Origin of the sequence: Gordonia sp. UBA7860, from assembly GCF_002500165.1 — a bacterium.
In the GTDB taxonomy this organism is placed as follows: Bacteria; Actinomycetota; Actinomycetes; order Mycobacteriales; family Mycobacteriaceae; genus Gordonia; species Gordonia sputi.
On sequence record NZ_DLSO01000126.1, the window covers coordinates 18,203 to 35,692 of the forward strand.

A 17,490-nucleotide genomic window follows, 5' to 3' on the forward strand; every position below is an offset into this window, starting at 1 on the left:
CAACATAGAGAACGCCCCTTCCGCTAGTCGGCGGAGGAGCACGATGGACAACGCAGCCCGAGATATGCGGGAAGAACTGGAGAAGCAGTGAACACCGGAATCATCATCGGAATCGTCATCGCGGTCGTCGTCATCCTCGCGTTGATCGTCGCGGGTCTCGTACTCGCGCGTCGACGACGCATCTCCCTCCACGACGACGAGCAGACGCAAGTCGTAGACGGCTCGAAACCGCAGGTCGATCGCTCAGGCGGGTACAAGGCGTCGTCGGGCTTCAGCTTCAGCCAGGGTGGCGCGGCGTCGGGAACCGCTGTCGCGCAACCACCCGAGCCGACCATCGCGCCCACCGAGCGGACCGAGGTTGACGGTCAGCCCGGCGTCGGCGACGACGCATCGGTCCCGCGCGACTCGGAACGTCGCGGCATCACCAACGTCACGCTGCCCGATACCGCCGATGTTGAGACAGCAGACACCGCGACTACCGACACTGCGACTACCGACACTGCGACTAGCGACACCACTGCACCGGCCGCAGACACCACCGATACCGCTGCACCGACCGCGGACGGCACCGACACCGGTGCGACCACCGAAGAGTCGGCGCTGACCAGCGAATCGGTGCCGCTTGACGAGTACACAGATTCGTCGGTCACCACCCCGCTGTTCGAGGAGATCGTCGAGTCGGTCGGTGAGAGTCCCGACGAGATCATCGAAGAGATCGACGAGATCGAGGACGAGGAGGCTGCGGCCACAGCTCCGCCGCGTGAGGAGATCGAGCCGACGGCAGGCCGACTCGGTCGGCTGCGTGGGCGCCTGTCGCGGTCGCAGGGCGCGATCGGCAAGAGCATGCTCGGGCTGCTCGGTGCAGGCGACCTCGACGAGGAGAGCTGGGAGGAGATCGAGGACACCCTGGTCATGGCCGACCTCGGCTCGGCCGCGACCGAAGCGGTCATCGAACGGCTCCGCACCGAGCTGGCCACCAATCCGGTGCGCAACGCCGACGACGCTCGCGCACTGCTGCGCAGGGTGCTCGTCGAACAACTACACCCCGAATTCGACCGTTCGATCCGTGCGCTGCCTCATGCCGACACACCGGCGGTGGTACTCGTCGTCGGCGTCAACGGAACCGGCAAGACCACGACGACGGGCAAACTCGCGCGCGTCCTCGTCGCCGACGGTAGGCGCGTATTGCTCGGCGCGGCCGACACATTCCGAGCCGCGGCGGCAGATCAGCTACAGACATGGGGCGAGCGCGTCGGTGCAGATATCGTGCGCGGCAAGGAACAGGCCGACCCGGCGGCAGTGGCATTCGACGCCGTCGCGAAGGGGATCGACGAGGGCGTCGATGTGGTGCTCATCGACACGGCGGGACGTCTGCACACCAAGACCGGTCTGATGGACGAGCTCGGAAAGGTCAAGCGAGTCGTCGAGAAGAAGGCTCCCGTCGACGAGGTGATCCTCGTCCTCGATGCCACCGTCGGCCAGAACGGACTGACTCAGGCGAAGGTCTTCGCCGAGGTCGTCGACATCACCGGCGTCGCATTGACCAAGCTCGACGGAACCGCCAAGGGCGGCATCGTGTTCAACGTCCAAGAGGTGCTCGGCGTCCCGGTGAAGCTCGTCGGACTCGGTGAGGGAGCCGACGATCTTGCGCCGTTCGACCCGGAAGCGTTCATCGACGCGCTTCTGTGAGCTGCGAAAAACCTTTGAGGCCATGTCCGATTCACCTGGCGATTTACCTTCGCGAAATGTGAATCGGGCTTTGGTTCACACGCTCGAAACACGGGAGCACCACAGCTGAAACCACTTCCCGACAGAGTCTTTGCAGGCGCCGAGCCGTCGGCGCGCTCTGAGGAGGTTTTCTACAGTGGTCTCTGCACTACCGGATAGTGTTTTCGGAGAGCCTGACGCCGGCAATACAGCATGGATGCTGGCCAGTGCGTCGATGGTTCTTCTGATGACTCCAGCGCTGGCCTTCTTCTACGGGGGTTTGTCTCGGGGTAAAGCAGTTCTGAACATGATGATGATGTCGTTCGGCTCGGTTGCGACCGTCAGCATCGTCTACGTCTTGTGGGGGTTTTCGGAGTCGTTCGGAAATACCGTCACCGGTGACTCCGACATCTGGGGCATCTTCTCGAATCCGTTCTCGCTGTTCGGATCCGATCAGCTGATGAACACGGCGGGTACCGAAGACAAGCCGACATACGTGTTGTGGACCGGCGTCGACACCCACGTTCCCGCCATCGTCTTCCTTGCCTTCCAGCTCACCTTCGCCGTCATCACCGTCGCCCTGATCTCGGGGGCTGTTGCAGAGCGCGTGAAGTTCTCCACCTGGCTGGTGTTCTCGGTGCTGTGGTCCACCATCGTCTACTTCCCGCTCTCCCACATGGTGTGGGGCGGCGGCCTGATGTCGAACGCCGAAAAGGGCTTCGCGTCATGGATGTTCGGCACGAACTCGGACGGAACCGCCAACGTGGCGCCGATCGACTTCGCCGGTGGCACGGTCGTCCACATCAACGCCGGTATGGCCGGTCTGGTGTTGGCCATTATCGTCGGTGCACGTGTCGGCTTCGGCAAGACCGCCTACCGGCCGCACAACATCCCGTTCGTGATGCTCGGTGCCGCACTGCTGTGGTTCGGTTGGTTCGGCTTCAATGCGGGCTCCGAGCTCGCCGCGGACATGACGGCAGGCAAGGTCTGGGTCAACACGACTGCCGCAACCGCGGCGGCAATGATCGGCTGGCTCGGGGTTGAATGGGTGCGCGACAAGCACGCCACCAGCGTTGGCGCGGCGTCGGGCATCGTTGCCGGTCTTGTCGCCATCACCCCTGCCTGTGGCGCGTTGACGCCGGTTGGTTCGCTCATCCTCGGCGTGATCGCGGGTGCTCTCGCAGCGGTTGCCATCGGGCTCAAGAACAAGTTCGGATACGACGATTCGCTCGACGTCGTCGGTGTTCACCTGGTCGCAGGACTCTGGGGCACCATCGGCATCGGCTTCCTGGCCAAGGACACGGGCCTGTTCTGGGGCGGCGACTACAAGCAGCTCGTGGTGCAGATCGTGATCGCCGCATTCGCACTCGCGTTCACCGGTGTTCTCACCGCGATCATCGCTCTGGTGCTCAAGCCGCTCGGCTGGCGCATCAAGCCCGATGAGGAGAAGAGTGGCATCGATGAGGCAGAACATGCCGAGACCGCGTACGAACTGGCATGAATCCCCGGTCGTTGACTACTACGCTGAATCCTGTGGAGAGGGATAACCAATGAAGCTCATCACCGCAATCGTGAAACCGTTCACGCTTGAGGACGTCAAAGCCGGCCTGGAGCAGGCCGGGATTCTGGGAATGACCGTCAGTGAGGTGCAGGGTTACGGTCGCCAGAAGGGCCATACCGAGGTGTACCGCGGCGCTGAATACTCGGTCGACTTCGTTCCCAAGGTACGAGTCGAGGTCGTCGTCGACGACGCGGCTGTCGACAAGGTCGTCGATGTCATCGTGGAGGCCGCGCGAACCGGCAAGATCGGTGACGGAAAGGTGTGGGTCTCCCCGGTCGAGTCGGTCGTTCGCGTCCGAACCGGCGAGCGCGGCGCAGACGCGCTGTAGGCCCGTTGCCTTTCGTCAACTCCGACCGTGGCCCTGCGTCCGACGATTCGTCGGGTGCGGGGCCACGGCCCGGAATGGGACCAGGCGGTGGCCCTCTCGCAGCGACCGACCTGGCACGTACCCGTAAGCAACTCACCGAGGCCACCGGTGCCGGGAGGCTCGACGCCCCCGGGTTACGGCAGGTTCTGGTCGACCTGCACGAATTCTGGCTGACAAGCAAGGCGGCCGAGCTCGGGATCAGGCCGCACAGCGGACTGGCGATCGTCGCCGTCGGCGGACTCGGGCGCGGGGAGATGCTTCCGCATTCCGACCTCGACCTGATCCTGCTGCACGACGACCTCGCCGTCGAACGGCTTTCAGAAGTTGCCGACGGACTCTGGTATCCGCTGTGGGACGCCAACATTCCGCTCGATCACAGCGTGCGCACGGTCCCTCAGGCCCTGCAGGTCGCCGCCGAGGACACCACGGCCGCGCTGGGATTGCTCGAGGCGCGCCACATCGTGGGCGACGAGGATCTGTCGTCGCTGCTGATCGGGGGAGTGCGCCAGCAGTGGCGCACCGAGATCAGACACCGCTTCCCCGAAGTGGTCGAGCACGCACAGGATCGATGGCGTCGCGCGGGAGATATCGCGCATCGCGCGGAACCCGACCTGAAGAACGGTCGCGGGGGCCTGCGCGACGTGCAACTCCTCGGCGCGCTGGCCATCGCGCAACTCACCGACGGCATGGGAGGCCTGCGTCCCGATTCGCCGAATGCGGGGCCGCAGATGGCCTATCACCGATTGTTGGACATCCGTACCGAACTGCACCGGATCGCCGGGCGTCCCCGGGAGCAGGTGCGCGCACAGGACGCCGACGAGATGGGTGCATCGCTGCGCATCGGCGACCGCTTCGACCTCGCGCGCGTCATCAGCGACTCCGCCCGCACGATCAGCTACTCGATCGACGTCGGCCTGCGGACTGCGGGCAATGCGTTACCGCGCCGCGGTCTCTCGAAGCTGAGGCGATCGCCCATCCGACGTCCGCTCGACGAGGGCGTGGTGGAGCACAACGGTGAGATCGTGTTGGCGCGCAACGCGATTCCGAGCAAAGATCCAGGACTCATCCTTCGCGTCGCGTCGGCGTCGGCGCGTACCGGACTGCCGATCAGCGCCTCGACGCTCTCGCGGCTCGCCGACTACGCACCAGAACTGCGCGAGCCGTGGCCGGCAGAAGCGCTGAGCGACCTGCTGGTGTTGCTCGGTTCCGGGCATCACATGATCGATCCCATCGAGGCGCTCGACCGCACCGGGCTGTGGGGCCGACTCCTGCCGGAGTGGGGTGCGGTCCGTGATCTTCCGCCACGAGACGCGGTGCACACCTGGACCGTCGACCGCCACCTCGTCGAGACCGCTGCCTACGCGAGCTCGATGACCACCCGCGTCTCGCGACCCGACCTGCTGGTGCTCGGTGCGCTGATCCACGACCTCGGCAAGGGACGCGGTGCCGACCACAGCATCGTCGGAGCCGAACTCGCCGTACAGGTGGGCAACAGGTTCGGACTCTGGCCGCAAGATGTCGACGTGCTGTCGGAGCTGGTGCGTCATCATCTGTTGCTGCCGTCGATTGCGACGCGACGCGACCTCGACGATCCGGCAACCGCGACAGAGGTCGCAGAGACTCTCGGATACGACAGGGTGCTGCTGGAACTACTTGCGGCACTTGCCGAAGCGGATTCACGGGCCACGGGTCCCGGTGTCTGGGGTGAGTGGAAAGCGTCGCTGATCAACGATCTCGTCCGACGCACGATGCGCCTGATCGACGGCGAGACCCCCGAGGAGCCCGAACCGCTCAGTGCGCAGACGCGTGCGCTCGCAGAGTCCGGTGAGTATGCGGTCAGCATCACGCAGGGGGAGGGACCGCACACGTTCACCGTGGTGATGGTCGCGCCCGACACGCCGGGTCTGCTGTCGAAGATGGCGGGAGTCGTCGCGTTGAACGGGTTGCGGTCGCACTCCGCGACGGTTCAGGGAATCGAGACGTCGGACGGGCAACGCCGCGCGGTCAACACGTTTGTCGTGGTCCCGACATTCGGCTCGCCGCCGGAGGCCGGTCTGCTTCGCCAGCAGTTGATCGCGGCCGTGGAGGGCAAGATCGACGTCATCGAGCGTCTCGACGCGCGCGAAAGCAGTTCGCCGATCCCGACGATCGGCTCGGTCAATGCCGCGCCGGGGATCGGAGCCGGTGCCGCGGCGGGAAGCACCGATCCCGCCGTCGATGGTGCCGGGCATCCCAAGAACGCCGTACCCGCGCTGTTCGCCATCGCTCCGCCGCGGGTCCTGTGGGCCTCCGCGCCGTCCGACGACGAGGTGCTGATGGAGTTGCGCACCGACGATCGCCTTGGTCTGCTCAGTCGCGTCAGCAAGGTCATCGAGCAGCAGGGAGCCGACGTCCGGTGGGCGAAGGTGACGACTCTCGGGCCGACCGTCGTCGACAACTTCTGTCTACGTCTGGCCGACGACACCCCGCAGGCGCGTACCGCCTTGGCCGATGCGGTGATCGCGGCATGTCCACCGCCTCAGCCGCGTTCGGAGGATGACAGCGACGGCGGCCCCGCGGGCACGACCGGCTCCGGACGATCAGGCGTCCCGATCAGTTGACGATCGCGTTCCCTCTGTCGACGGTCGGCAGGGGGAACGAGAGACGCACCGCTGCGGCGAGCACACGTCGGCTCATGGGACACTGGAACAATGTTCGACTCCCTCTCCGATCGCTTGACCGGTGCGCTGAAGGATTTGCGCGGCAAGGGACGCCTGTCCGACGCCGACATCGACCGCACCGCACGTGAGATCCGTCTTGCCCTACTCGAGGCCGACGTCTCTCTTCCCGTGGTGCGGGCCTTCATCGCCCGGATCAAGGAGCGCGCCAAGGGCGCCGAGGTCTCGCAGGCGCTCAACCCCGCCCAGCAGGTCGTCAAGATAGTCAACGAGGAGCTCATCGGCATCCTCGGCGGCGAGACGCGCCGCGTGCGGTTCGCCAAGAACCCGCCGACCGTCATCATGCTCGCGGGCCTGCAGGGCGCGGGTAAGACCACGCTGGCGGGCAAGCTCGGCCACTGGCTCAAGCAACAGGGCCACACTCCGCTGCTCGTCGCCTGCGACCTCCAGCGGCCAGGTGCCGTTTCCCAGCTGCAGATCGTCGGCGAGCGCGCGGGTGTCCCGGTGTTCGCGCCCGATCCCGGGACCAGCATCGGCCAGACGGGCGATCTGGGCACGGTCAGCCACGGCGATCCCGTCGCCGTCGCGCGCGCAGGCGTCGCCGAGGCCCGCGATCACCACTACGACGTCGTGCTCATCGACACCGCCGGTCGCCTCGGTATCGACGAGGAGCTGATGGGCCAGGCCTCCGACATCCGTGAGGCAACTCAGCCCGACGAAGTGCTCTTCGTCGTCGACGCGATGATCGGCCAAGACGCGGTGGCCACCGCGGAAGCCTTCCAGAGCGGCGTCGGATTCACGGGTGTCGTGCTCACCAAGCTCGACGGTGACGCTCGCGGCGGTGCTGCCCTGTCGGTCCGTGAGGTGACCGGTCAGCCGATCATGTTCGCGTCGTCCGGTGAGAAGCTCGAGGACTTCGACGTCTTCCACCCCGACCGAATGGCGAGCCGCATCCTCGGTATGGGCGACGTGCTCAGCCTCATCGAACAGGCCGAACAGCACTGGGATGCCGAGCAGGCAGAAGCCGCCGCACAGAAGATCAGCCAGGGCGAGTTGACACTCGAGGACTTCCTCGAGCAGATGCAGATGCTGCGTCGCATGGGACCGATCGGCAACATCCTCGGGATGCTGCCGGGCGCCAACCAGATGAAAGACGCTCTCTCGCAGGTCGACGACAAGCAACTCGACCGCGTGCAAGCCATCATCCGGGGCATGACTCCCGCCGAGCGCGACAACCCGAAGATCATCAACGCCTCACGCCGACTTCGCATCGCGAACGGCTCGGGTGTGACGGTCAGCGAGGTCAATCAGCTTGTCGACCGGTTCTTCGAGGCTCGCAAGATGATGGCTCAGATGTCCGGTCGCATGGGCTTGGGCGGCGGTTCTCGCAAGACCAACCGTAAAAAGGGCAAGGGCAAGAAGGGCAAAGCCAAGGGACGTGGACCGACACCACCGAAGGTGCGCGGCGGTTTCCCCGGTATGCCCGGTGGTTTCCCCGATCTCTCGGGCATGCCTGCTGGTCTCGACGAACTGCCCCCGGGCCTCGAAGGCATCGATATCTCGCAGTTCCAGCAGCCGAAGAAGAAGTAGCCGTGAGCGGTCGCGGATCGTCGACGGCACGTCACTATCGCGGTCACGATCCGTTGACCGATGAGCTCGTCGAGCTGTGGGTGGTCGGTGAGACCATCTCGCGCGAGCCGGTGCCCGACGCCACGACCGTCGCCACCGACGGCTGGATCGTTCCGGGACTCGTCGATGCCCACAATCACGTGGGAATCGCGCCGGGACTCGGCGTGACCATCGAGCAGGCCCGCGCGTTCGCGCGCGCCGACGCCGAAGCCGGGGCACTGCTCATCCGCGAGGTCGGTTCACCGCTCGACACCCACCCACTCGACGCCGACGCCGGCCCCCTGTTCATCCGGTCCGGCAAGCACATCGCGCGCGCCAAGCGGTACCTGCGCGGATACGGCATCGAACTCGACGAGCCCGACGACCTACCCGCTGAGGTGGCCCGACAGGCTGCTGCAGGCGACGGCTGGGTCAAGCTCGTCGGTGACTGGATCGACCGCGGGGTGGGCGACCTCGCCCCGCTGTGGACCCGATCCCAACTCGACGGTGCCGTTGCTGCGGCGCATGACGCGGGTGCTCGCATCACGGCGCATGTGTTCGGCAGTGACGGGCTCGACGACCTCATCGCGGCTGGCGTCGACTGCATCGAGCACGGCACCGGCCTACACGCCGATCAGATCGACCTGCTGGTCGAGAAGTCGATTGCCCTGGTGCCCACCATGATTCAGGTCGACAACTTCCCCGAGATCGCCGCGGGCGCAGACAAATACCCGACATACGCCGCGCACATGCGCAAGCTGCATGCCGATGCGCCCGCGACATTTGCCGCGGCGCGCGAGGCGGGCGTTGCGATGTACGCGGGTACCGATGCCGGTGGATTCATCGGGCATGGGCGCATCGTCGACGAGATCGAGCGGCTCGCGGGTATCGGCCTCGGTGCCGCAGGTGCTCTCGCATCGGCGACCACCGAACCCCGACGCTGGCTCGGAGCGGGAACTCTCGAGCACGGTGACCGCGCCGACTTCCTCGTCCTCGATGACGATCCTCGGGCGGATCTCTCGACGCTTCGACGCCCCCGCGCCGTTGTGTGCGCAGGCGGTCATGTCGTCTGACGGTCACGCTTTCGGGCCGGCGACGAATCCGGTGTGAGGTACGCCACCTTTCATGCCGTGGTTTCCCTTGTTACCGCCTAGTAGGGTGGCACTCACGTTGCATTGAGGCGCGTCGGCGGTCCCGACTTCGGTCGGGCCACGCGCAACGCTCGTTCTGGGGGGCCGAGCGCGGTTGTGTGGCCTGTGGGTCCGTTTCTGTCGTATGGAGCATGCGGTTGCCTTGTCGCGGGGTGGGCATCCGCATGCTCCATACGCGTTGACAGCGCCGCAGTCGCGGCGATTTCTCCTCCCCGGTGCCGTCTGGCACAATGGATCCTCGGTTCGTCGGACCGGTTACGCACCGCCCGACGGTCACACCCGAATAGATCGCAAAACCGGGTCCGCCACTTCCGGCGGGCCGCTGAATTGCGCAGTGACCACTGGAGAAGCAACACATGTCTGTCAAGATCAAGCTCACGCGGCTCGGCAAGATCCGCAACCCGCAGTACCGCATCGTCGTCGCAGATTCTCGGACCCGCCGCAACGGCCGGGTGATCGAGACCATCGGCAAGTACCACCCGAAGGAAGAGCCGAGCCTCATCGAGGTCGATTCCGAGCGCGCGCAGTACTGGCTGGGTGTCGGCGCACAGCCGACCGAGCCCGTCGCCGCGATCCTCAAGATCACCGGTGATTGGCAGAAGTACAAGGGTCTGCCGGGCGCCGAGGGCACGCTGAAGGTTGCCGAGCCCAAGACCTCCAAGCTCGACCTGTTCAACGCGGCACTCGCCGCCGCCGACAGCGAGCCCGTCGCCGAGGCGACCACCCCCAAGAAGAAGGCCGCCAAGAAGGCTGACGATGCGCCTGCCGCAGACGAGGCTCCGGCTGAGGCTGCTGCCGGCGACGCCAAGGACCAGGCGTGAGCGCTGTCGTCGCCGACGCGGTCGAACATCTCGTCCGCGGAATCGTTGCCAACCCCGACGACGTGCGCGTCGAACTGATCACCGGTCGGCGAGGCCGCCTCGTCGAGGTACACGTCAACCCTGAGGATCTCGGAAAAGTCATCGGTCGTAACGGTCGCACGGCAACCGCGTTGCGCACCCTGGTCTCCGGAATCGGTGGCCGTGGTGTGCGCGTCGACATCGTCGACACCGATCGCTGAGTAGACGCTCCACGATGGATCTCGTCGTCGGACGTGTCGCGAAGTCACACGGTATTCGTGGTGAAGTAGTTGTCGACGTGCGTACCGACGTTCCGGAGGATCGCTTCGCGGTCGGCTCGGTCGTCCGTGGCCGACCCGGTCGTGGGGGAGACGAAAAGAATTTCACGGTGACAGCCGCCCGGCAGCATGCCGGGCGGCTGTTGCTGTCGCTGGCCGAGGTGTCCGACCGCACCGCGGCCGACGCATTGCGCGGCACGCTCTTCCTCATCGACAGCGCCGACGTCGACTCGGGCGACGACCCGGACGAGTTCTATGACCACGAACTCGAAGGCGTCGAGGTCACCACCATCGAAGGCGAACGGGTTGGCGTTGTCGGCTCGGTGCTGCATCTGCCTGCCAACGATCTGCTGGCCGTGAAGACAGCCGATGGGCGCGAGGTTCTGGTGCCGTTCGTGCGCGAGATCGTGCCGACCGTCGGACTCGACGGCATCGTGATCGACCCGCCCGACGGGCTGCTCGACGTCGGCGAGTCATGAGCGAATCACCGCGTACGGATTCGGTACGCGCGGATCCTTTGCGCACCGGTCCCATGCGCATCGATATCGTCTCCATTTTTCCCGAGTATCTCGATCCCCTGCGTATTGCGTTGCTGGGCAAGGCGATCGACAAGGGGGCGATCGAGGTCGGGGTTCACGATCTCCGTGACTGGACCCACGACATCCACCGCGCCGTCGACGATTCGCCGTACGGTGGCGGGCCGGGCATGGTGATGAAACCCGACGTCTGGGGGCCGTGTCTCGATGAGGTGTGCCCAGACGACGCCCTCCTCGTGGTCCCGACGCCCGCCGGCGTTCCATTCCGACAAGAAACCGCGCAACGCTACAGCCGCGAAAAGCATCTCGTGTTCGCGTGCGGCAGGTACGAGGGAATCGACCAGCGAGTCTTCGACGACGCCGCCCGGCGCGTCCGCGTCGAAGAGGTCTCCCTCGGCGATTTCGTGCTGATCGGTGGCGAAGTGGCCGCGATGGCGATGATCGAGGCGACCGTGCGGCTCATCGACGGTGTCCTCGGCAACCCGCGCTCGCACGAGGAGGATTCGTTCTCAGACGGGCTGCTCGAAGGTCCGAGCTACACCCGCCCCGTGCAGTGGCGCGGACTCGACGTCCCGCCGGTCTTGCTCAGTGGCGACCACGCCAAAGTCGCCGCCTGGCGTCACGAGCAGTCGCTGGAACGAACTCGCGAGCGCAGACCCGACCTGCTCGACGACTGACTCTCCTGGCTTCCATGGCGGGCTCTCCGGGGCCTCCTCGGCGGTCCGCGATTTCCACAGGTGTGCGTCGAGACGGCATGTGCCGGTCGGCGTCCGGTTATGATCTCCGCAAACCGGGCAGTGACAGCGAAGCGGTTGGCCGGGGTGGGGAGGGGAGTGCTGTGCGGGATCCATGGACACGCATGCTCGACGAGGTCAACCATCAGCGCGTCGAATTGGCAAGAGTCGCAGGCGAACTCGATCGGCTGACCGCGCAGGCGTCGACTCCCGATCGGTTGGTGAGCGTGACCGTCGGTTCGCGGGGACTCGTGCGCGACGTCGACATTCGCCCTGCCGCATTGCGCCACTACCGTGCTGATCAGCTCTCCTCGACCATTGTCGAACTAGCCACGCGCGCAGACTTGGAGCTCCACGACCAGCGAGAGCGCCTGTTGCGCACCGTGTCCGAGCTCGGACCCACCTACTCCGACGTCCGGCGAAGCCACGACGAGGCGCCGACGCGTCGAGACGAGGTGCCCCGATGAACGAGCCGTCGCGCACACCTCACGACGACGCGTCGACGATGCGTGTCGACGGCACGGCGACCGCCGATCTGAGGCGCCGACTGTCCGAGATCGCCCGACGCGTCGACGCGATGGGCGACGAAGTGATGGCCGTCGGACTCGTCGTCGGTGACGCGATGGGTCAGGGCGCGCCCGCCGCGGCGTTTCGTCCGGGGGCGCTGCGTGCGGAACAGGGGTGCTCGCGTGGAGTCGAGGGGCTGTCGCAGGCGCTCACGGTCATCGCCGACAACGCCGTCGCCGGGGCGACGCAAGTGGTCGAGGTCGACCGCGAACTCGACGCTCAGTTCCGCACATCCGGTCAGATCGCCGGATCAGACAGGGGCGCGCCATGAACGGACGCGTGAACACCACGTACCCCGCGGCCGGCGCGACGGAGGAGCTTCGACGTCTTGCCGAATCGCTCGCACCCGGGTGCTGGCCGAGCGCCGACGAGACCGCGCTCGTCGACTGTGGCCGCCGCCTCCGCGGAATCGGTGACGAACTGCGCGACCTCGCCGACGTCATCGACGCCCTACGACGCGATCACGACGGGTCGGGACGCTTCCGCGACGGGCTGATCGACGCCCTCACGCAGGTGACGTCGGACGTCACCGGCATGCGCGGCGTTGCCGACAGATTCGCCGCATTCGCCACGTCGCTCGACGCCTTTGCACTGGCGACCGTCGACGCGCGTGCGGAGATGACACTGCTCGCGTCCATCGCAGATCGCGACCGGTTGGCGGGCTCGGTGGCCGACGCACTCGGCGACGACTCGGCTCGGGTGTCGGCGGCGAGCGCGGGTCGATACGCGCTGTCCGCCGCGGGTGACGAGTACACCGGGCGCGCCGGGGATGCGGGCGATTCCGCAGCACAGGTGGCCGATTCGGAACAGCGAACCGAATCGACTCCGCCGACTGCGACCAGCGGCATGATGACGGCGGGAGGTTTCGGGGCGCTCGGTGCGCTGGGGGCGTCGGCGGGTGGTGCGCTGCAGGGCGCCCGCGCCGTGGGAGGCCAGGCCAGTACCCCCGACATCGACCCGACATGGCTGATCGAGCGTGCGGCGATACTGCAGACGTCGCTGCCGTCGCCCTTCTCCGAGTGGATGCGTGTGGCGATCGGCGTCGGAACCGACGCGGACGGAGGCCAGGTCAGGGTGGTCGCGACCAGCGACCCGCAGCCGTATCAGCGCCCGGGTTTCGCGATCGCACCCAGCGAGTTGCTCGCGGGCGATGGAGGCCCGCCCGAATACGCGATCGTCGCCGAGATGGCACGCGCGCGGCTGACACCTGTCATCGTGGCGTCGGCCATGACGATGCCGCAGGGAATTGCATCGGTGCTGGTGGCAGAGGGTGTTGCGGTGGCATCGCCGCCGTCGCCGCGAACGTGAGCCGACGTGTGGGGTGCCTGCTCGTACCGCGGACGCGCGATTTCACTTCCACCGTGGTGCTCTGGCACAATGGACGGGTTGCCTGAGGCCGTCGACCGACGTCTCGGGCATGACTCGGAGCACGAACCGGTTCGAACCGTTCACGCCGTATCGTCGGAACGTCGACGCCAATGGCGGGGGTCGCCAGGTTCCTCTGTTCATCAGTAGCCACATTAAGGAACAACGACATCATGAACACCCTCGACTTCCTCGACAAGCAGTCGCTGCGCGACGACATCCCCGCGTTCGGCCCCGGTGACACCCTCGACGTTCACGTCAAGGTCATCGAAGGCTCCAAGGAGCGCGTCCAGGTCTTCAAGGGTGTCGTCATCCGTCGCCAGGGTGGCGGTGTCCGCGAGACCTTCACCGTCCGCAAGGTGTCGTTCGGCGTCGGCGTGGAGCGTACCTTCCCGGTGCACAGCCCCAACATCGCCAAGATCGACGTCCTGACTCGCGGCGACGTGCGTCGCGCGAAGCTCTACTACCTGCGCGATCTGCGCGGCAAGGCTGCAAAGATCAAGGAAAAGCGCTGACCTGCAAATTCTCGCCGGTAAGGCCAGAAACTACGGTATAGACTACGGTTAAGACCCGCTACCGCCGCACAGGTAGCGGGTCTTTGCTGTGTCAATAGTCGGTCGTGGTGACTACCTCGCGCATCACGACGGCGCTTGCCGACGCCACCGGGGGGATCGGGGAGCTGTCGGGGGGGTTGGCGGGGGGATCGTCGGAAGGTGAACCCCCCACTCGAAAACTGGCCTTGACCAGCGTTAATCCATCTGGCTGACGCCACCGGGGGGATCGGGGGGATCAGACGCCATCTCGCTTCCCTATACGCGCGTAAACGCATACACACAGGTATGCGTGCAGACGACATCGCTATAGGCCGTGAATGTCAGTTTGATCCCCCCGATCCCCCCAGATGGTTAAACGTGCCCTCTCACCTGCGTGAACAGCGGGGGGATCGTGTTTTCTGATCCCCCCGTGATCCCCCCGAAACGGGTTTGATCCCCCCGCTGAGCGATGGCTATCGCCCTCACCGCACCACGAGGCCTCCCACGTCAGCGCTCACGGCAGTGGACACAGCGGTGGGAGACGGGACTGACAGACAGCCGGGACTGACGTCGGCCCGCCACAGAGCCATCCACTCACCGCACCGGTAGGCGTCATCTGAGGCACCTGGTGCGCAACCTGACCCGACGTGGTCGGTCCGAAGGGCCGAAGGCCCGGCGGACCAGACACGGCGGGATGGCTTGTCGCCTGGCAGCGCGCCGTGCTGTTGCCTGTTGCCAGAAGCGCACTTAGCGCCCGGAAACGCTCGTGATAGTGTCTAAAACCGTTGTGCCACAACGTAGTTCGCGGTAGAATGAAGCATGACGATCACAATCTTGTCCCAGCCCGGGTGCCCCGCCTGCCGCCTCGTGGAAAGAACCATCGAGCAGGCCGGTCTGACCGCCGACGTCCGCGATGTGCGTGCAGACCCTGCCGCCGAGGCGCTGCTGCGCTCGATCTACAGCGCCTACCGGCCGGGCCACCACCCGTCGACGCCGGTGACGATCATCGGTGACCGGCCGCATTTCGGTGTCGACGGTCGCAAGGCACTCCGCGACCTCGCCGCCTGATGGCCGGCCGACCCCGACCGCTGGAGCGCACTGTCGAGCGGCATCTGGTCGACCGGTGCCGTGAGCTGGGTGTCGCGTGCTTCAAATTCGTCTCGCCCGGGCACGCCGGGGTGCCGGACCGGCTGCTGTTGGGCCACGACTCCAGCGGCGCAGCAGTGACGTTGTTCGTGGAGGTCAAGAGGCCGGGGGAGCGCCCTCGTCCGTCACAGGTCGGCATGATCACCACCATGCGCGACCACGGTGCGCACGCCGTCGTCGCTGACTCCCGCGCCTCTGTGGACGCGCTGCTCGACGAATACTTCACGCATCCGTCAGTGCCGATCGCCGAGCGCGATCCGCACGACGCACCGCTACCGGGTCAGCGACCGCATGTGCTGGTGGCCCTGCAGCCGTAGCCGAACGGCTCGTCGGTGGGTGTCGGCGGGGCGCGCTAGTGTGGGTCTTCCATCACACCATCACGCCATCACCCCGACATGGAGCCCTCATGTCTTCCACCACCGTCACCCTCGCCGAGTCCATCACCGCCGCCGTCCACGAGGCCCTCGCTGACCACGACCCTGACCCCGACACTGATCTGAACATCGTCGTCATCCAGGCGTCAGCCAAGGTCGTCGCCAGCGCCGCCGCCACACTCGTCACTGCCAGCCAGCCGGAGCGACTCGCGGACGTGCTTCTTCACCGGCCACTTGCACCACGCCACCTCGAGGGGCTGCTCGCGGAGCTGGCCGTCCTCGGCGCCGATGACGCCGTCATCCAGTGCGTCCGCGACGCCGCTGACAGGACGACCGCTGCTGGTTATGCCTATACCGCGATACAGGTACTCGCACACGAACTGGCCCCCGGCGACACGCTCCTCGACCTTGGCGATTCCATCGTCGGCCGTGTTCTAAGCATCTACACGATGAGTTCAGAGGAACTGCTCGTGTCGCTCGCCGTTCACGACCGCACCACCGCCGAGCACCTGGCCGTGCTGTACGACGTCGCCCACCCTGGCGATCACCGCGTGATCATCTCGGCGGGCGTGGGGGAGGCCGACGATGCTGCCTGAGATCGAGCCCGACGGGTCACCGACACCCCCACCAGCGCAGGAATTGCGTGAGTGCGCCAGGTGCGAGCGCCGCACAGTCCACGACCGCTTCGGATGCCGCACCTGTCGGGCAAAGCGCAAGTGGGCGCGTATGACTCCAGCTCAGCAGATGGACACGCTCACCCGCCGGCTCGAGGACTATGACGCAGCCCATAGAGCGCGCCATCATTATCAGCCGCTCGCCGATCTCCTCGCCACAACGGTCGGGGTGGACCTCGACGCTCCGCACGGTGCGCTGCCCGCCGACCCGTACGAGGACGCCGAGTTTGTCACCGCAGATGGGAAATACATTCTGCGACGGACGAATTGGGAGTGGTCGTGGGAGCCACACACGGCCCCCTGTGCCACGTGCGAGCCGACGGAGTACGCCGACGAGATCGACAAAATCGGCCTCGTACCGCCGCTTGACCAGCATGGTCCACCTACGCGCGACTGATCTTGGCTAGCAGCACCCGCTCGATCTCCGGTATCTGCACCGGGTCGAAGCGGACGACGGCCTCGCAAGCTTCATCAACAACGAGAGCGTTTTCCGAAAGGTCTTGTGCCACAGCGCCGATGAACCTCGTCATCGCCGTCCGATCTGTGAACATGACGTACGCCAGGCGCTCGCCTCGCCCCCACGTCGGCCCACCCTGGCACGAATACCGCGTGCGCCAGCCCAGCGCCCAGCAGGACTCGATGATCCGCACCATCCCTTCGTCGACCGTGACCCCGTGGCAGGTGCCCACCTGCGTGTGCCACACCTTCGCCATGGGCACGAGGTTAACCCCAGCCTCTCGCCCAATTCGCTGAGCTGCGGTTATGCTGGCCTCAACCCGCATATCCCCATCCCAAGGGTGCCACCATGCCGACCACCCCCACAGTCCCGACACTCACGACCGCTGCGCCGGACCGCGCGCGTCTGGCGGTTCCGCCGCCACTGCCGTCCGCCGTGCCCAGCCCGCTACCGCTGCGTGTCACGACGCTCGGGCCCGCGACCGGCGGGGCGACCCTCGCCGACGTGCGGCACACCCTGGCCCGGGCGGACCCGCGGCGACTGCAGCAGGCGCATCTCGTGTGCCTCGCCGGGCTCGACCACCGCACCTTCGAGCCCCAGGTCGTCACGCTCGCGGCTCTCGTGCGGTCGGCGCGCCGCACGCCGCCCGAGCCCGGCTGGCGACACGTGCTCGTCGTGTACCGCGGCGGCGGTGTGGATTACGCGGGGTCGCCCCGCTCCATCGACGTGGACCGGATGGCGCTGCTGGAGGGCGCGACCGCGCTCACCCACCTCGGCATCACCGTCATCTTCGGCATGGGGCACGCCGGCCAGAGCTGCCTGCCGCCATGGCAGGCGCTGCCGCTCGGAGTCCACGAGGCGATCACCCCGGCCTCAGCGTGTGAACAGGTACTGCGCGAACTGGTGCCCACATGTGCGTGCGGCGCAGTCGCCTGA

At 66.5% G+C, this 17,490-nt stretch carries 20 protein-coding genes; 19 read left to right on the forward strand and 1 reads right to left on the reverse strand.

The window, feature by feature from the left end; translation table 11 throughout:
• Nucleotides 1-87 precede the first annotated feature (87 nt).
• From ftsY to B3T59_RS15805, 18 genes are all read left to right on the forward strand, one after another.
• The gene (gene ftsY / locus B3T59_RS15720) at nucleotides 88-1,689 is read left to right on the forward strand and encodes a signal recognition particle-docking protein FtsY (protein ID WP_005205023.1); all 1,602 of its coding nucleotides are present in this window, start codon (nucleotides 88-90) and stop codon (nucleotides 1,687-1,689) included.
• Between the two features lie 175 nt (nucleotides 1,690-1,864).
• Complete coding sequence (locus tag B3T59_RS15725; protein WP_005205015.1) at nucleotides 1,865-3,208, forward strand: ammonium transporter; 1,344 nt, start codon at nucleotides 1,865-1,867, stop codon at nucleotides 3,206-3,208.
• A gap of 49 nt (nucleotides 3,209-3,257) precedes the next feature.
• Complete coding sequence (locus B3T59_RS15730) at nucleotides 3,258-3,596, forward strand: P-II family nitrogen regulator (RefSeq protein ID WP_005176661.1); 339 nt, start codon at nucleotides 3,258-3,260, stop codon at nucleotides 3,594-3,596.
• A gap of 5 nt (nucleotides 3,597-3,601) precedes the next feature.
• Nucleotides 3,602-6,235 carry a [protein-PII] uridylyltransferase gene (locus B3T59_RS15735; protein ID WP_064903460.1) on the forward strand — a complete coding sequence of 878 codons (2,634 nt, stop codon included), beginning with the start codon at nucleotides 3,602-3,604 and terminating at the stop codon, nucleotides 6,233-6,235.
• Between the two features lie 90 nt (nucleotides 6,236-6,325).
• The gene (gene ffh / locus B3T59_RS15740; RefSeq protein WP_064903458.1) at nucleotides 6,326-7,882 is read left to right on the forward strand and encodes a signal recognition particle protein; all 1,557 of its coding nucleotides are present in this window, start codon (nucleotides 6,326-6,328) and stop codon (nucleotides 7,880-7,882) included.
• 2 nt (nucleotides 7,883-7,884) lie between these two features.
• Nucleotides 7,885-8,973, forward strand: a complete 1,089-nt coding sequence (locus tag B3T59_RS15745) for an amidohydrolase family protein (RefSeq protein ID WP_005205009.1) — start codon at nucleotides 7,885-7,887, stop codon at nucleotides 8,971-8,973.
• A gap of 434 nt (nucleotides 8,974-9,407) precedes the next feature.
• A complete protein-coding gene (rpsP, locus tag B3T59_RS15750) occupies nucleotides 9,408-9,872 on the forward strand; it encodes a 30S ribosomal protein S16 (RefSeq protein WP_005205007.1) in 465 nt (154 codons plus the stop codon).
• Nucleotides 9,869-10,111, forward strand: a complete 243-nt coding sequence (locus tag B3T59_RS15755; protein WP_005176668.1) for an RNA-binding protein — start codon at nucleotides 9,869-9,871, stop codon at nucleotides 10,109-10,111. The genes rpsP and B3T59_RS15755 overlap by 4 nt, the downstream gene beginning before the upstream one ends.
• 14 nt (nucleotides 10,112-10,125) lie before the next feature.
• Nucleotides 10,126-10,647, forward strand: a complete 522-nt coding sequence (rimM, locus tag B3T59_RS15760; protein WP_287004202.1) for a ribosome maturation factor RimM — start codon at nucleotides 10,126-10,128, stop codon at nucleotides 10,645-10,647.
• A gap of 53 nt (nucleotides 10,648-10,700) precedes the next feature.
• Complete coding sequence (gene trmD / locus B3T59_RS15765; RefSeq protein WP_064862226.1) at nucleotides 10,701-11,381, forward strand: tRNA (guanosine(37)-N1)-methyltransferase TrmD; 681 nt, start codon at nucleotides 10,701-10,703, stop codon at nucleotides 11,379-11,381.
• Between the two features lie 182 nt (nucleotides 11,382-11,563).
• Nucleotides 11,564-11,905: a YbaB/EbfC family nucleoid-associated protein gene (locus B3T59_RS15770; RefSeq protein ID WP_287004203.1), complete on the forward strand. Its 342-nt coding sequence runs from the start codon at nucleotides 11,564-11,566 to the stop codon at nucleotides 11,903-11,905.
• Nucleotides 11,902-12,276 carry a hypothetical protein gene (locus B3T59_RS15775; RefSeq protein ID WP_064862217.1) on the forward strand — a complete coding sequence of 125 codons (375 nt, stop codon included), beginning with the start codon at nucleotides 11,902-11,904 and terminating at the stop codon, nucleotides 12,274-12,276. Before B3T59_RS15770 ends, B3T59_RS15775 begins: the two co-directional genes overlap by 4 nt.
• A gap of 8 nt (nucleotides 12,277-12,284) precedes the next feature.
• A complete protein-coding gene (locus B3T59_RS15780) occupies nucleotides 12,285-13,313 on the forward strand; it encodes a hypothetical protein (protein ID WP_287004204.1) in 1,029 nt (342 codons plus the stop codon).
• A 230-nt stretch (nucleotides 13,314-13,543) separates the two neighbouring features.
• Entirely contained in the window at nucleotides 13,544-13,885 is a 342-nt protein-coding gene (gene rplS / locus B3T59_RS15785; protein ID WP_005204995.1) for a 50S ribosomal protein L19, read from the forward strand.
• Between the two features lie 837 nt (nucleotides 13,886-14,722).
• The gene (locus B3T59_RS15790; protein ID WP_287004205.1) at nucleotides 14,723-14,971 is read left to right on the forward strand and encodes a glutaredoxin family protein; all 249 of its coding nucleotides are present in this window, start codon (nucleotides 14,723-14,725) and stop codon (nucleotides 14,969-14,971) included.
• A complete protein-coding gene (locus tag B3T59_RS15795; RefSeq protein ID WP_287004206.1) occupies nucleotides 14,971-15,366 on the forward strand; it encodes a VRR-NUC domain-containing protein in 396 nt (131 codons plus the stop codon). The genes B3T59_RS15790 and B3T59_RS15795 overlap by 1 nt, the downstream gene beginning before the upstream one ends.
• Before the next feature lie 89 nt (nucleotides 15,367-15,455).
• Nucleotides 15,456-16,019 (forward strand): hypothetical protein, encoded by a 564-nt coding sequence (locus B3T59_RS15800; RefSeq protein ID WP_287004207.1) that lies wholly within the window; start codon nucleotides 15,456-15,458, stop codon nucleotides 16,017-16,019.
• Between the two features lie 130 nt (nucleotides 16,020-16,149).
• Nucleotides 16,150-16,494, forward strand: coding sequence for a hypothetical protein (locus B3T59_RS15805; RefSeq protein ID WP_287004208.1), 345 nt, complete (start codon nucleotides 16,150-16,152; stop codon nucleotides 16,492-16,494).
• Here B3T59_RS15805 and B3T59_RS15810 read toward each other — a convergent pair.
• Nucleotides 16,481-16,810, reverse strand: coding sequence for a hypothetical protein (locus tag B3T59_RS15810; RefSeq protein WP_287004210.1), 330 nt, complete (start codon nucleotides 16,808-16,810; stop codon nucleotides 16,481-16,483). The two genes, B3T59_RS15805 and B3T59_RS15810, sit on opposite strands and share 14 nt — an antisense overlap.
• 92 nt (nucleotides 16,811-16,902) lie before the next feature.
• Between B3T59_RS15810 and B3T59_RS15815 the strand changes: the two genes are divergently transcribed.
• Complete coding sequence (locus tag B3T59_RS15815; RefSeq protein WP_287004212.1) at nucleotides 16,903-17,490, forward strand: hypothetical protein; 588 nt, start codon at nucleotides 16,903-16,905, stop codon at nucleotides 17,488-17,490.

Excerpts from the sequence above, each read along its gene's own strand:
- B3T59_RS15730 (WP_005176661.1), top strand. The coding sequence starts at position 3,258 with ATGAAGCTCATCACCGCAATCGTGAAACCGTTCACGCTTGAGGACGTC.
- rpsP (WP_005205007.1), top strand. The coding sequence starts at position 9,408 with ATGTCTGTCAAGATCAAGCTCACGCGGCTCGGCAAGATCCGCAACCCG.
- B3T59_RS15795 (WP_287004206.1), top strand. The coding sequence starts at position 14,971 with ATGGCCGGCCGACCCCGACCGCTGGAGCGCACTGTCGAGCGGCATCTG.
- trmD (WP_064862226.1), top strand. The coding sequence starts at position 10,701 with ATGCGCATCGATATCGTCTCCATTTTTCCCGAGTATCTCGATCCCCTG.
- B3T59_RS15770 (WP_287004203.1), top strand. The coding sequence starts at position 11,564 with ATGCTCGACGAGGTCAACCATCAGCGCGTCGAATTGGCAAGAGTCGCA.
- B3T59_RS15800 (WP_287004207.1), top strand. The coding sequence starts at position 15,456 with ATGTCTTCCACCACCGTCACCCTCGCCGAGTCCATCACCGCCGCCGTC.
- B3T59_RS15810 (WP_287004210.1), bottom strand. The coding sequence starts at position 16,810 with ATGGCGAAGGTGTGGCACACGCAGGTGGGCACCTGCCACGGGGTCACG.
- rplS (WP_005204995.1), top strand. The coding sequence starts at position 13,544 with ATGAACACCCTCGACTTCCTCGACAAGCAGTCGCTGCGCGACGACATC.
- rimM (WP_287004202.1), top strand. The coding sequence starts at position 10,126 with ATGGATCTCGTCGTCGGACGTGTCGCGAAGTCACACGGTATTCGTGGT.
- ffh (WP_064903458.1), top strand. The coding sequence starts at position 6,326 with ATGTTCGACTCCCTCTCCGATCGCTTGACCGGTGCGCTGAAGGATTTG.
- B3T59_RS15775 (WP_064862217.1), top strand. The coding sequence starts at position 11,902 with ATGAACGAGCCGTCGCGCACACCTCACGACGACGCGTCGACGATGCGT.
- B3T59_RS15790 (WP_287004205.1), top strand. The coding sequence starts at position 14,723 with ATGACGATCACAATCTTGTCCCAGCCCGGGTGCCCCGCCTGCCGCCTC.
- B3T59_RS15805 (WP_287004208.1), top strand. The coding sequence starts at position 16,150 with ATGACTCCAGCTCAGCAGATGGACACGCTCACCCGCCGGCTCGAGGAC.
- B3T59_RS15815 (WP_287004212.1), top strand. The coding sequence starts at position 16,903 with ATGCCGACCACCCCCACAGTCCCGACACTCACGACCGCTGCGCCGGAC.